This is a genomic window from Pseudomonas sp. MPDS (genome assembly GCF_013283895.1).
Lineage (GTDB): Bacteria > Pseudomonadota > Gammaproteobacteria > Pseudomonadales > Pseudomonadaceae > Aquipseudomonas > Aquipseudomonas rhizophila.
In genome coordinates this window covers 1,717,265-1,730,927 of the sequence record NZ_CP054128.1, presented here as the reverse complement: position 1 = coordinate 1,730,927, position 13,663 = coordinate 1,717,265, and the positions used below count along the sequence as shown (strand labels likewise).

Annotated in this window: 14 protein-coding genes; 9 read left to right on the top strand and 5 right to left on the bottom strand. The window is 60.8% G+C overall.

Features of this window, described 5'->3' with window-relative positions:
• The first annotated feature begins 154 nt into the window (after positions 1–154).
• Positions 155–895: a phosphatase PAP2 family protein gene (locus tag HQ912_RS07485; RefSeq protein WP_173406634.1), complete on the top strand. Its 741-nt coding sequence runs from the start codon at positions 155–157 to the stop codon at positions 893–895.
• Positions 896–1,096: 201 nt separating this feature from the next.
• Here HQ912_RS07485 and groL read toward each other — a convergent pair whose 3' ends face one another.
• The 4 genes from groL to HQ912_RS07465 form a co-directional block, all read right to left on the bottom strand.
• Positions 1,097–2,740, bottom strand: coding sequence for a chaperonin GroEL (gene groL, locus HQ912_RS07480; RefSeq protein ID WP_047227000.1), 1,644 nt, complete (start codon positions 2,738–2,740; stop codon positions 1,097–1,099).
• A 50-nt stretch (positions 2,741–2,790) separates the two neighbouring features.
• Positions 2,791–3,084: a co-chaperone GroES gene (locus tag HQ912_RS07475; protein ID WP_047227001.1), complete on the bottom strand. Its 294-nt coding sequence runs from the start codon at positions 3,082–3,084 to the stop codon at positions 2,791–2,793.
• A 244-nt stretch (positions 3,085–3,328) separates the two neighbouring features.
• Positions 3,329–3,805 (bottom strand): FxsA family protein, encoded by a 477-nt coding sequence (locus HQ912_RS07470; protein WP_047227002.1) that lies wholly within the window; start codon positions 3,803–3,805, stop codon positions 3,329–3,331.
• A 66-nt stretch (positions 3,806–3,871) separates the two neighbouring features.
• Positions 3,872–4,603 carry a HugZ family protein gene (locus tag HQ912_RS07465; protein WP_047227003.1) on the bottom strand — a complete coding sequence of 244 codons (732 nt, stop codon included), beginning with the start codon at positions 4,601–4,603 and terminating at the stop codon, positions 3,872–3,874.
• A gap of 163 nt (positions 4,604–4,766) precedes the next feature.
• Between HQ912_RS07465 and HQ912_RS07460 the strand changes: the two genes are divergently transcribed.
• A complete protein-coding gene (locus tag HQ912_RS07460; protein ID WP_047227004.1) occupies positions 4,767–5,525 on the top strand; it encodes an SDR family oxidoreductase in 759 nt (252 codons plus the stop codon).
• 128 nt (positions 5,526–5,653) lie between these two features.
• Here the strand turns inward: HQ912_RS07460 and apbC are convergent, their stop codons facing one another.
• Positions 5,654–6,748 (bottom strand): iron-sulfur cluster carrier protein ApbC, encoded by a 1,095-nt coding sequence (gene apbC, locus HQ912_RS07455; protein WP_047227005.1) that lies wholly within the window; start codon positions 6,746–6,748, stop codon positions 5,654–5,656.
• Between the two features lie 329 nt (positions 6,749–7,077).
• Here apbC and metG point away from each other — a divergent pair, with 329 nt between their 5' ends.
• The 7 genes from metG (at position 7,078) to nth (ending at position 13,571) form a co-directional block, all read left to right on the top strand.
• Positions 7,078–9,123 carry a methionine--tRNA ligase gene (gene metG, locus HQ912_RS07450; RefSeq protein ID WP_047227006.1) on the top strand — a complete coding sequence of 682 codons (2,046 nt, stop codon included), beginning with the start codon at positions 7,078–7,080 and terminating at the stop codon, positions 9,121–9,123.
• Between the two features lie 129 nt (positions 9,124–9,252).
• The gene (locus HQ912_RS07445) at positions 9,253–9,825 is read left to right on the top strand and encodes an Rnf-Nqr domain containing protein (protein WP_076383713.1); all 573 of its coding nucleotides are present in this window, start codon (positions 9,253–9,255) and stop codon (positions 9,823–9,825) included.
• Positions 9,822–10,829: an electron transport complex subunit RsxB gene (gene rsxB, locus HQ912_RS07440; RefSeq protein ID WP_076383712.1), complete on the top strand. Its 1,008-nt coding sequence runs from the start codon at positions 9,822–9,824 to the stop codon at positions 10,827–10,829. Before HQ912_RS07445 ends, rsxB begins: the two co-directional genes overlap by 4 nt.
• Positions 10,816–11,802, top strand: a complete 987-nt coding sequence (locus HQ912_RS07435) for an RnfABCDGE type electron transport complex subunit D (protein ID WP_173406633.1) — start codon at positions 10,816–10,818, stop codon at positions 11,800–11,802. Before rsxB ends, HQ912_RS07435 begins: the two co-directional genes overlap by 14 nt.
• The gene (locus HQ912_RS07430; protein WP_173406632.1) at positions 11,799–12,410 is read left to right on the top strand and encodes an RnfABCDGE type electron transport complex subunit G; all 612 of its coding nucleotides are present in this window, start codon (positions 11,799–11,801) and stop codon (positions 12,408–12,410) included. Before HQ912_RS07435 ends, HQ912_RS07430 begins: the two co-directional genes overlap by 4 nt.
• Entirely contained in the window at positions 12,403–12,936 is a 534-nt protein-coding gene (locus HQ912_RS07425; protein ID WP_047227011.1) for an Rnf-Nqr domain containing protein, read from the top strand. The genes HQ912_RS07430 and HQ912_RS07425 overlap by 8 nt, the downstream gene beginning before the upstream one ends.
• Positions 12,933–13,571, top strand: coding sequence for an endonuclease III (gene nth / locus HQ912_RS07420; RefSeq protein WP_047227012.1), 639 nt, complete (start codon positions 12,933–12,935; stop codon positions 13,569–13,571). Before HQ912_RS07425 ends, nth begins: the two co-directional genes overlap by 4 nt.
• Positions 13,572–13,663 lie beyond the last annotated feature (92 nt).

Here is a 13,663-nt window from a genome sequence, read left to right as displayed (position 1 = left end):
CGGTCGTAGCGAGCAAGCCCGCTCCCGCAAGGGTCGCGCGTGGATTGCCCGGACATTGACGAGTTTTTCACCCGGCATTCACGCCTCGCCCACGCTGCCCGGGCCAGACTGCGCGCAACGCGCTGCTCAAGAACACTCCACCAAAGGTACTGCCATGGTTTCCACCACCACCCGTCCCGTCTCCAGGCCGTTGAATTTCCGGGTCGCCCTGGGCCTGCCCGCTGCAATCGCGGTGATCCTGGTGCTGCTGGAACTGACCACGCTGGACATGGATCTGGCCAGGCTGTTCTACGACCCAGTCGACGGGTTTATCGGTCGGCACAGTTTTTTTCTGGAAGACATTCTGCATGACCGGGCCAAACAGGTGGTCATCGCGTTTTCTTTGCTGTCGATTCTCGGGTTCATCTGCACGTTCTTCCTCACCCGACTCAAACCGTTCAAACGCGAACTGGGCTGCCTGGTGCTCTCCCTGGCGCTGGCTACTTCATTCGTCACGCCGATGAAAGCCGTAACGGCAGTGCAATGCCCCTGGAGCCTGAAGGAGTTCGGAGGCAAGCAAACCTACAGCGAACTGCTGAGCCCACGCCCGGCAACTGACAAACCCGGCCGATGCTGGCCCGGTGGTCACGCTGCCACCGGGTTTACGCTGTTCGCGTTGTTCTTCGTACTGCGCGACCGCCGCCCTCGCCTGGCCCGCCTGGCCTTCATATTCGCTGCCTCCCTGGGAACGCTGTTCTCCGTGAGCCGCATGATGCAAGGGGCGCATTTCTTTTCCCACAATGCGTGGACAGCGGTGTTCTGTTGGCTGATTTGCCTGGGGTGTTATTACTACGTGCTGTACCGGCCGGTCTCTACAGTGAAGAGAGCGGCGACAACCCAACCCGTCAATGCTTGAACACCAATCTGAATGTGGGAGCGAGCCTGCTCGCGATAGCGTCGGATCAGCAACATTGAGGGTGACTGTTACACCGCTATCGCGAGCAGGCTCGCTCCCACAGGGATTGGTGCAAATTCAATGAGCGGGGTAAACCCGAGGCATTAAAAAACCCCGCCTGCTTTCGCAGACGGGGTTTTTCAGTACAGGGGTAAGGCTGGCTTACATCATGCCGCCCATGCCACCCATGCCGCCCATGTCTGGCATACCGCCGCCAGCTGGAGCGTCTTCCTTGATTTCAGCGATCATCGCCTCGGTGGTGATCATCAGGCTGGCAATCGACGAAGCCGCTTGCAGAGCCGAACGAGTCACTTTGGCTGGGTCCAGGATACCCATTTCGATCATGTCGCCGTATTCGCCGGTCGCAGCGTTGTAACCGTAGTTACCCGAACCCTGCTTGACCTTGTCGACCACAACGCTTGGCTCGTCGCCGGAGTTGGCAACGATCTGGCGCAGCGGTGCTTCAACAGCGCGACGCAGCAACTGGATGCCCACGTTCTGGTCATCGTTGTCGCCTTTGAGCTCGCTGATGGCCTGCAGGGCACGAACCAGTGCCACGCCGCCGCCAGGTACCACGCCTTCTTCGACGGCTGCGCGGGTTGCGTGCAGGGCGTCTTCAACGCGGGCTTTCTTCTCTTTCATTTCAACTTCGGAACCGGCGCCAACCTTGATCACTGCAACGCCGCCCGACAGCTTGGCCAGACGCTCTTGCAGTTTTTCACGGTCGTAGTCGGACGAAGTGTCGGCCACTTGTGCGCGGATCTGAGTAACGCGAGCCTGGATATCAGCCTCGACGCCAGCACCGTCGATCACGGTGGTGTTTTCCTTGGACAGGATCACGCGCTTGGCGTTACCCAGGTGCTCCAGGGTGGTGCTTTCCAGGCTCAGGCCGATCTCTTCGGAGATAACGGTACCGCCGGTCAGTACGGCGATGTCCTGCAGCATGGCCTTGCGACGGTCGCCGAAGCCAGGTGCCTTGACGGCAGCGACTTTAACGATACCGCGCATGTTGTTCACAACCAGAGTCGCCAGGGCTTCGCCTTCAACGTCTTCAGCCACGATCAGCAGTGGGCGGCCGGCTTTGGCAACGGCTTCCAGCACAGGCAGCATTTCGCGGATGTTGGAGATTTTCTTGTCGACCAGCAGGATCAGCGGGCTCTCAAGCTCGGCAACCATGGTGTCCGGCTTGTTGACGAAGTACGGCGACAGGTAGCCACGGTCGAACTGCATGCCTTCAACAACCGACAGTTCGTTTTCCAGGCCCGAGCCTTCTTCAACGGTGATCACGCCTTCTTTACCGACTTTTTCCATGGCTTCGGCAATGATGTCGCCGATGGAGTTGTCGGAGTTGGCCGAGATGGTGCCGACCTGAGCGATAGCCTTGGTATCAGCGCATGGCTTGGACAGGGCTTTAAGCTCTTTGACGATGGCGATGGTCGCCTTGTCGATGCCGCGCTTGAGGTCCATCGGGTTCATGCCGGCAGCGACAGCCTTGAGGCCTTCGTTGACGATCGATTGAGCCAGTACGGTCGCGGTGGTGGTGCCGTCACCAGCATCATCGTTGGCACGGGAGGCAACGTCTTTGACCAGTTGCGCGCCCATGTTTTCAAAGCGGTCTTTGAGCTCGATTTCCTTGGCTACGGAAACGCCGTCCTTGGTGATGGTCGGAGCGCCGAAGCTCTTCTCGATGATCACGTTACGGCCTTTAGGGCCCAGGGTCGCTTTTACTGCGTCAGCCAGGACGTTGACACCGGCGAGCATTTTCTTGCGGGCGGAATCGCCGAATTTAACTTCTTTAGCAGCCATGATCGATATTCCTTAAATACTTTGTAGTAACGGGAAAATGAGCGGGGGAATCAGTCTTCCAGGACAGCGAGGATTTCGTTCTCGCTCATCACCAGCAGGTCTTCGCCGTCGACTTTCACTGTGTTGCTGCCGGAGTAAGGGCCGAACACAACCTTGTCACCCACTTTCACGGCCAGCGCACGTACTTCACCGTTTTCCAGAGCCTTGCCTGGGCCTACAGCGAGAACTTCACCGTGGTTGGCTTTTTCAGCAGCCGAACCTGGCAGGACGATACCGCCAGCGGTTTTCTTCTCTTCTTCGCTGCGACGGATGACGACGCGGTCATGCAGAGGACGAAGCTTCATTGTCGATCTCTCCTAATTTTGGTTTTCATCGGCCGGTGTAGTCCCGGCGGGTTTAACAAAAGCCGGCGGAGCCGGATGCGGTTCGTCAAGCGAACCGCGGAAGTCTGTCCAGTGTCGCCACCGGAAACCTTGCGGTGACCCATACATAAGGGCGTACAAGCCGATTTCAAGGGTCGGGTAGAAAATTTTTTACTTCACGAAGCCGAAAACGAACACGGCACCCGAAGGTGCCGTGTCGCTGGTTTTACTTGGTATCGCGGTGCTCGAACTCGCCTTCGATCACATCCGGTTCGCGGCCCACAGGTTCTCGTGGAGGCGGCCCGCCACGGGGCTGAAGGTCGTCGGCGAAGGCTCGCTGGCGAATCGCCTGTTCTTCGGCACGCTGGCGCATTTTATTGGCCAGCAACCGACGGGTGAACGGCAGCAGCATGACCAGGCCCAGCACATCGCTGATGAAGCCAGGCAGGATCAACAGACCGCCACCCAAGGCCAGCATCAGGCCTTCGAGCATGGTCTGGGCAGGCAGCTCGCCACGGTTCAGGCTTTCACGGGCACGCAGAGCCGTGGCGAGGCCGGCGATGCGCAGCACGAACACGCCGAGCATCGAGCCGAGAATGACCAGCAGCAGCGCCGGGAAAAACCCGATCGCCCCGCTGACCTTGACGAATACGAACAGCTCCAACACCGGGAACAGCAGAAAGAGCAACAAAAAAGGGCGCATCAAAAGGTTCCTCAACGCAAGAATGCCTTGCTATCAAACCCTAAATGACGTCGCCCTTTCGTGAATTCAAGCGTCAGCCTCAGCATTTTTTGGCCATTGCTCGGCTTGAGCCAGATAAACCAAGGCTTCGCGCACTTGTGTCGGCGTATTGCAAGGCGCTGGAAACGCCAGCCAGTAAAGGGCCTGACCGATCCGCAAGTGCATGCCTTCGCTGTCGATACCGGCCAGTTGCGCAGGTTCGGTGGCGGGCAGACCGGCCAGCTCGACGTAATGCGCGATGGCCTTGGCATGGTCGGCATTCATGTGGTCGATCATGCTGGCTTCGGCCTTGCCGGCGAAGGGGTTGGCCAGGGTGATCTGGTCGATCCAGTGAATGGCCCCAAAGCCACCGATGTAACGATGACGCACCGGGTTGAGCACCCAGAAATCGAAGTCATGGGCCTTGTGGTAGTTCTGCGACTCCGGGAAATAACGGTAGTAACGCTCAGCGGCGGCGTCGATGGCGAGGTTGTCTTCCAGCTTGCGCGCCTCGGCCAGATAAGTCAGGCGCCCTACGGCCTGCACATCCTCGGCCCCCCGCTCACCTACGAGCATTGAACACTTGGGGTCTTTTTGCAGGTTGTGGGTGTGTTGGGCGATACGGCTGATCAGGATCAGTGGACGGCCTTGGTCGTCCAGGCAATATGGCACCACGGAGCCGAACGGGAAACCGGGCATGGATTTGGAATGGGTGGAGAGCACTCCACGGTATTCCTTGAGCAGCAATTCTCGTGCATGCTTGGCAGCTTCAACGCTCAATTTATGACTCCTTTGATCAAATCCGTCTGGAAACGGTCAGGCGACTGGAGCAAAGTACCAGCGCGCCTTTAGGCAGTTCTCGTGTGCAACCGGGCTACGCCGTCGCAGATCGAGAGGCCAGTAAAAGGACATCCTCCAACCGCTCTGCAATCTGGACATGCCAATGCAACTCACCGACAAAGTAATCATTATCACCGGCGGTTGCCAGGGTCTGGGCCGCTCCATGGCCGAGTATTTCGCCGGCAAAGGCGCCAAGCTCGCCCTGGTGGACCTCAATCAGGAAAAACTCGACCAGGCGGTTGCCGCCTGCGTGGCCAAGGGTGTCGAGGCCCGGGCTTATCTGTGCAACGTCGCCAATGAGGAGCAAGTGAGCGACATGGTCGCCCGGGTCGCCGAGGACTTCGGCGCGATCCACGGCTTGATCAACAACGCCGGGATCCTGCGCGACGGCTTGCTGCTCAAGGTCAAGGACGGCGAAATGAGCAAAATGAGCCTGGCCCAGTGGCAGGCGGTGATTGACGTCAACCTAACGGGTGTCTTCCTGTGTACCCGCGAAGTGGCAGCGAAAATGGTCGAGCTGAAGAACAGCGGCGCGATCATCAACATTTCGTCGATCTCGCGCGCCGGCAACGTCGGCCAGACCAACTATTCGGCGGCCAAGGCCGGCGTGGCGGCCGCCACCGTGACCTGGGCCAAAGAGCTGGCACGCTACGGTATCCGTGTCGCCGGCATCGCGCCGGGCTTCATCGAAACCGAAATGACCCTGGGCATGAAACCCGAAGCCCTGGAAAAAATGACCTCTGGCATCCCGCTCAAGCGCATGGGCAAACCCGAGGAGATCGCCCATTCGGCGGCGTACATCTTCGAGAACGACTATTACACCGGCCGGATCCTGGAGATGGATGGCGGGTTGCGGATCTAAAAACCTGCACACAACCACTGTGGGAGCGAGCCTGCTCGCGATGGCGCCGGGTCAGTCAACTTTGATGTGACTGATACACCGCTATCGCGAGCAGGCTCGCTCCCACAATGGATTGTGTTACGGCTTATTCAATCGTCGCTCATGGTGATGTTCGGCATCGCCGGTGACGCAGCCTCTTGCAGCACGATCCGCGCGCCGACGTGGCGAGCCAGTTCCTGATAGACCATGGCGATCTGGCTGTCCGGCTCGGCAATGACCGTGGGTTTGCCGCCGTCAGCCTGCTCGCGAATCAGCATCGACAGCGGCAGCGAGGCCAGCAGTTCGACGCCGTACTGGCTCGCCAGTTTTTCTCCGCCGCCTTCACCGAACAGATGCTCGGCATGTCCGCAGTTCGAGCAGATGTGCACGGCCATGTTTTCCACCACACCCAGTACCGGGATGTTCACTTTGCGGAACATCTCCACACCCTTGCGGGCGTCCAGCAGGGCCAGATCCTGCGGCGTGGTGACGATCACCGCACCGGCCACCGGGACTTTCTGCGCCAGGGTCAGTTGGATATCCCCGGTGCCTGGCGGCATGTCGATCACCAGGTAATCCAGATCGCCCCAGGCGGTCTGCGTCACCAGTTGCAGCAAGGCGCCGGAAACCATCGGCCCGCGCCAGACCATCGGCGTGTTGTCATCGGTCAGGAAGGCCATGGACATGACTTCCACGCCATGGGACTGGATCGGAACGAACCATTTCTGGTCCTTGACCTGCGGCCGGGTGCCCTCGGCAACGCCGAACATGATGCCCTGACTCGGGCCGTATATGTCCGCGTCGAGAATCCCGACCTTCGCGCCTTCACGGGCCAGGGCCAGGGCCAGGTTGGCGGCGGTGGTGGACTTACCCACGCCGCCCTTGCCCGAGGCCACGGCGATCACGTTCTTGACGTTCGCCAGCCCCGGCACTTGCGCCTGGGCCTTGTGGGCAGCGATCACGCTGGTGACGTCGACTTTGGCGCTGGCTACACCGTCCAGGGACTCGATCGCCATTTGCAGCATTTGCGCCCAACCGCTCTTGAACAGATCGGCGGCGTAGCCGATTTCCAGCTGGACGCTGACGCGATCGCCCTGGATGTCGATGGTGCGCACGCATCCGGCGCTGACCGGGTCCTGATTCAGGTAAGGGTCGGTGTACTGGCGAAGAACGGCTTCCACCGCTGCGCGATTGACGGCGCTCATGGGCAACTCCGATAGCAAGACTTGAAAAACAGGCCGCTATCCTACGCCCCACGCTGCCGCGTGGCGACTTGATTACTGTCGCGCGAACACCTTTGTGGCGAGGGGATTTATCCCCGTTAGGGCGCGCAGCGGCCCTAAAACCTGCTGCTACAGTGTGTCAGAGTGCTCTATTTTGGACTGCTGCGCAGTCCAGCGGGGATAAATCCCCTCGCCACAGGTTGTGTCCATACCGCCCCCAGCAATGCATCCGGAAACAGGCCAGTGGGGTGAAATATATTTCCCAGCGCTTTATAGTGGCCGACCTCCGTTTCATCAAGTAGCCGAGCCCCATGTCCGAGCCACGCAAGATCCTCGTCACCAGCGCCCTGCCCTATGCCAATGGTTCGATTCACCTCGGCCATATGCTGGAATACATCCAGACCGATATGTGGACGCGCTTCCAGAAACATCGCGGCAACCAGTGCATCTATGTCTGCGCCGACGACGCCCACGGTTCGGCCATCATGCTGCGCGCGGAAAAGGAAGGCATCACCCCGGAGCAACTGATCGCCAACGTCCAGGCCGAACACAGCGCCGACTTTGCCGATTTCCTGGTGGACTTCGACAACTTCCACTCCACTCACGCCGAAGAAAACCGTGAGCTGTCGAGCCAGATCTACCTGAAGCTGCGTGACGCCGGGCACATCGCGACCCGTTCGATCACCCAGTATTTCGACCCGGAAAAGAAAATGTTCCTGGCCGACCGCTTCATCAAAGGCACTTGCCCGAAATGTGGCACCGAGGACCAGTACGGCGATAACTGCGAAAAATGCGGCGCCACCTACGCACCGACCGACCTGAAGGACCCGAAATCGGCGATTTCCGGGGCGACGCCAGTGCTCAAGGACTCCCAGCACTTCTTCTTCAAGCTGCCGGACTTCCAAGAGATGCTGCAAACCTGGACCCGCAGCGGCACGTTGCACGACGCGGTGGCCAATAAGCTCGCCGAATGGCTCGACTCCGGCCTGCAAGAGTGGGACATTTCCCGCGATGCGCCGTACTTCGGCTTCGAAATCCCCGGCGAGCCCGGCAAGTATTTCTACGTATGGCTGGACGCGCCCATCGGCTACATGGCGAGTTTCAAGAACCTTTGCGACCGCACGCCGGAGCTGGACTTCGACGCGTTCTGGGGCAAGGACTCCACGGCCGAGGTGTATCACTTCATCGGCAAGGACATCGTGAACTTCCACGCGCTGTTCTGGCCCGCCATGCTCGAAGGCGCCGGTTTCCGTAAACCGACCGGTATCAACGTCCACGGCTACCTGACCGTCAACGGACAGAAAATGTCCAAGTCCCGCGGCACCTTCATCAAGGCCCGGACCTACCTGGACCATCTGTCGCCGGAATACCTGCGCTACTACTACGCGGCCAAGCTCGGCCGTGGCGTGGACGACCTGGACCTGAACCTTGAAGACTTCGTGCAGAAGGTCAACTCCGACCTGGTGGGCAAGGTAGTCAACATCGCCAGCCGTTGCGCCGGCTTCATCCACAAAGGCAACGCCGGTGTACTGGTAGCCGGTAACGCCGCGCCGGAGCTGACCGAGGCCTTTCTGGCGGCGGCCCCGAGCATCGCCGAAGCCTACGAGGCCCGTGACTTTGCCCGGGCGATGCGCGAGATCATGGCCCTGGCCGACCGCGCCAATGCCTGGATCGCCGACAAGGCGCCGTGGTCACTGAACAAACAGGAAGGCAAGCAGGACGAAGTCCAGGCGATCTGCGCCCTGGGTATCAATCTGTTCCGCCAACTGGTGATCTTCCTCAAGCCGGTGCTGCCGTTGCTGGCCGCCGATGCCGAAGCTTTCCTGAACGTCGCACCGCTGACCTGGGACGATCACCAGACGCTGCTGAGCAACCATCAACTGAACGAGTTCAAGCCGCTGATGACTCGCATCGACGCCACCAAGGTGCAAGCCATGACCGACGCCTCGAAAGAAGACCTGGCCGCCAGCCAGACCGACACCGGTGCCCCGGCCGGCAATGGCGAGCTGACCAAGGACCCGTTGTCGCCGGAGATCGATTTCGACGCCTTTGCCGCCATCGACCTGCGCGTAGCCCTGATCGTCAAGGCTGAAGCCGTGGAAGGCGCCGACAAGCTACTGCGCCTGACGCTGGACATCGGTGATGAGCAGCGCAACGTGTTCTCCGGCATCAAGAGCGCCTATCCGGACCCGGCCAAGCTCGAAGGCCGGCTGACGATGATGATCGCCAACCTCAAGCCGCGCAAAATGCGTTTCGGCATCTCCGAAGGCATGGTGATGGCGGCAGGTCCCGGCGGTGAAGAAATCTACCTGCTGAGCCCCGATAGCGGCGCCAAGCCGGGTCAGCGGATCAAATAACGCGACCACGCGCGGTACCGATCCCACAGTCGCCGGCAGGCGACTGTGGGATTTTCATATCTGGCCCACCCTGACGGTGTGCCGGATAATGCCTAACCTCTAACGACAGGTTCTCGTTCCAGCACGCCCATGACCGAAATCGTTCTTACACTGTTCAGCGCCGCCCTGATCAACAACCTTGTGTTGCATTGGCCGCTGGGCGTCAATCCGCTGCTGGCGGCCAATGGAAGAAGGCAAGTCCACGCCCTGGGCCTGGCGACGACATGCCTGATGCTGATGGTCGGCACCTTGGGTTATCTGATCGATCGCTGGCTGCTGGTTCCGGCCAATCTGACCTCGCTGCGCCTGTTGGCATGGCTGTCCTTGAGTGTGTTGCTGATTGCACCGTTGCTGCACTGGCTGGGGCGCTGGCTGCCGACGCTGCCGTTCGATGGTTTGTGGCCACTGCTGCTGGGCAATGCCGGCATACTGGGCATCACGCTGATCAACAGCCGGAATGACCACGGCCTGGGCCTCACCGTCGCCGCGAGCCTGGGCGCCGGCCTGGGTTTCTGGCTGGTGTTGAGCCTGTTCGATGATTTGCGTCAGCGCACCTTCGATAACGATATCCCCAGACCCTTTCGTGGTCTGCCGATCCAGTTGATCGGCGCAGGGCTCATGGCGGTGGCATTTCTTGGATTGCGCGGGCTGGTCAAAGCATGAGTCTGATTCAACGTATCGACGCCCTGCTGCCGCAGACCCAATGCGGCAAGTGCGGCCACCCCGGGTGCAAGCCCTACGCCGAAGGCATCGCCCAGGGCGAACCGATCAACAAGTGTCCGCCCGGTGGCCGTGAAACCATCGCCGCCTTGGCCGAGCTGATGAAAGTGCCTGTGCTTGAGCTCGATACCAGCCGTGGTTCAGCCCCGGCGCAGATCGCCTTTATTCGCGAAGCCGAATGCATCGGCTGCACCAAGTGCATCCAGGCCTGCCCGGTAGACGCGATTGTCGGTGCGGCGAAGTTGATGCACACCGTCCTGGTCGACGAATGCACAGGCTGCGATCTATGCGTGGCGCCCTGCCCGGTCGACTGCATCGAAATGCACCCATTGCCCACGGCAACCGTGGTGCCGGTGGTCGGTGGCTTGGCCTTCAGCGTCGAAGAGCAGCAAGCGCGCACCGCCAAGCGCGACCATGCCCGGCGGCGCTTCGAACAGCGCAACGCACGTCTGCGCCGCGAAGAGGAGCAGCGTCTCGCCGAGCGTCTGGCCCGTACACAGCGCGCCTCACAGCCCCAAACCCAGTCCGTCGACCCCGTGCAAGCGGCACTGGAGCGGGTACGGGCGCAAAAAGCCGCCAACGCCGATGCGGCCTTGAAAAAAGCCAAGGTCGACCTGGCCATGAGCCGGGCGCAGTTGAACAAATCCTTGAAAGCATTCGGCCACCCGCCGACCTTCGAACAACAGTCGCAATTGATCGTGCTACAGCGCCAGTTCGAAGCGGCGCAACAAACCTTGACGCAATTGGAAGGGACGGTCCAGCCCACTGTTTCAACCCCCGCCCCCCCTCAAAGTGCCGAGCTGAAACGGGCCAAGATCCAATTGGCCATGCGTCGCGCCGAACTCAGCAAGGCCAGGGCCGCAGGGGCGTCGGATGAACAAATAGAGCCCCTGGAGCAAGCGGTGAAAGACGCCGAACGCCAGGTGGATGCTCATGTCGCTCCCTGAGCCCATGGACGAACGGCTGCGGCAGGCGATGCTGCGGGTGCTACTGGCGACACTGCCCGGCATTCTGGCGTTGACGTGGTTTTATGGCTGGGGCGTGGTGTTCAACCTGTTGCTGGCGGGCCTTAGCGCACTGGCCGTCGAAGCACTGGCGCTGCGCTTACGGCGCCGACCGCTCAAACCGGCACTCAACGATGGCAGCGCGCTGGTAAGCGCCACGCTGTTGGCGCTGGCCTTGCCGGCCTATTGCCCCTGGTGGCTGACCGTCACAGCCACGGCTTGCGCCTTGCTGTTCGGCAAGCACCTGTGGGGCGGCGTCGGCAATAACCCGTTCAACCCGGCGATGCTCGGCTACGCCCTGGTGCTGATCGCGTTTCCCCAGCAACTCAATCAATGGCCGGCACTTCACGGCATGAGCCTGTCCGACGGCCTGCAACAGGTGTTCGCGGTTCACCCTGGGCCTGATGGATGGGCAGCAGCAACGGCCCTGGACAGCCTGCGAATCAACAAAAGCCTGACCATCGATGAGCTGTTCGCCGCCAACCCGGCGTTCGGACGCTGGGGTGGGCGCGGCGTCGAGTGGGTCAACCTGGCGTTTCTGGCCGGAGGACTGTTCCTGCTGCACCAACGGGTGTTCAGCTGGCACGCGCCGGTGGGCATGCTCGCCGGCCTGTTCATCATCAGCTTGTTGTGCTGGAACGGATCGGGCTCCGACTCCAATGGCTCGCCGTTGTTTCATCTGCTCACGGGTGCGACCCTGCTCGGTGCGTTTTTTATCGTGACCGAACCGGTCTCGGGCGCCAAAGCGCCCCTCGCTCGCCTGCTGTTTGGCGCAGGCGTGGGACTGCTGACTTACCTGATCCGGACTTGGGGTGGTTACCCGGACGGCGTGGCGTTTGCGGTGCTGCTGATGAACCTCGGCGTGCCCGCACTGGAGCGCTTCGCCGAGGCGCGACACAGGCCGCAGCCCCTATGAAAAACTACCGTGGCGTTGCCATCCTGGCTTTGCTGATCGGTCTCGGCATTGGGGCCACTTACCTGACTCAGCTCAGCACCGCAGGGCGCATCAAGGGTCAGCAACAAGACCTTGCGAACCGAACCTTGCTCGACGTGCTGCCGACCGACCGATACGACAATCAGCCGTTGGCACAACCTGTCGTAACGACCCCGGTGACCTTGGCCCATAGCACGCTGCTGGGCGGATACCTGGCCACTCGCGCCGGCCTGCCCAGCGCAGTGTTGTTACGCAGTCAGGCCCTGGGCTATGAAGGCAGCATCCAACTGCTGGTCGCTATCGACCCGCAAGGGCGGTTGCTGGGCGTGAAAACCCTGCGCCAGTCGGAAACGCCCGGCCTGGGCGCGGCCATCGCTGACTGGCCAAATCCCTGGCTGCAATCCTTCAACGGTAAGTCGCTCCAGGCTCCCACCGACAGCGGCTGGGCGTTGAAAAAGGATCAGGGGCAGTTCGATCAACTGGCCGGCGCGACCGTCACGTCCCGATCAGTCCTGCAGGCTGTTCACGATGCACTGCGTTACTTCGACGAGCATCAGGCTCAACTGACCGGAGTGATCATTGATGAATAAGCCATTGCTCCTGACCCGCGGCCTGCTGCTCGTGCCCTTGGTCGGCGCCAGCGATTCGCTGGCAAACGCGCTGGGCTTATGGCTGGCCTGGGTACTGATCAGTGCCGGCCATGGCTTGGCCATGGGGCTGGTACGGTCCCACCTGACAGCGCCTCAGCGACTGCTCGCCTCCATTGTGCTGGCCGCCACCCTGACGGCTTGCGCAGGCCTGGTGGCGCAGGCCTGGATGCTGGAAATGTATCAGCCGCTGAGCCTTTACATTGGCTGGATCGCTTTGAGCTGCGTGGCGCTGGAGCATGACGACATCTTCGTCGGCTCACGCCTGCCCGAACATCTCAGGCTGGCAGGCGTGTTCGGCCTGCTGATGATCGGCTTGGGCGCCCTGCGCGAGCTGATTGGCAACGCAATATCACTGGCCTTGCTCGCCCCTGGCGGGTTTATTCTGCTCGGTCTGTTGCTGGCAGCGCACCAGGCCTGGACGGGCGCCAGCCCCCCTTCAACGATCGAGGAAACGCCGCGCCCATGAACGCCGCAAAACGCCTGGAAATATTCCGTCGCTTGCACGAAGACAACCCGGAACCGAAGACCGAACTGGCCTACAGCTCGCCGTTCGAACTGTTGATCGCGGTGATTCTGTCGGCCCAATCCACCGACGTCGGCGTCAACAAGGCCACGGCCAAGCTGTTCCCGGTGGCCAACACGCCGCAGGCGATTCACGCGCTGGGTGTCGAAGGGCTGTCCGAGTACATCAAGACCATCGGCCTGTTCAACAGCAAGGCAAAAAACGTGATCGAGACATGCCGCCTGCTGATCGAGCGCCACAACGGCGAAGTCCCACAGACTCGCGAAGCGCTGGAAGCGCTTCCAGGGGTCGGTCGCAAAACCGCCAATGTGGTGCTCAACACCGCATTTCGCCAACTGACCATGGCCGTCGACACTCACATTTTCCGCGTCAGCAACCGCACCGGGCTGGCGCCGGGCAAAAACGTGGTGGAGGTGGAGAAAAAGCTGATGAAATTCGTACCCAAGGAATTTCTACTCGATTCCCATCACTGGCTCATCCTTCACGGACGTTACGTCTGCCTGGCGCGCAAGCCCCGCTGTGGCAGCTGCCGGATCGAGGACTTATGCGAATACAAGCACAAGACCTCCGACGATTGAGGCGCTATTGCTTTTATTGATTTGTCGATTGAAAAAATCTTTTTTACCCGCCCGTGGTTTATCGATATAAGGAGCGCCAATGGCAGTTTAAG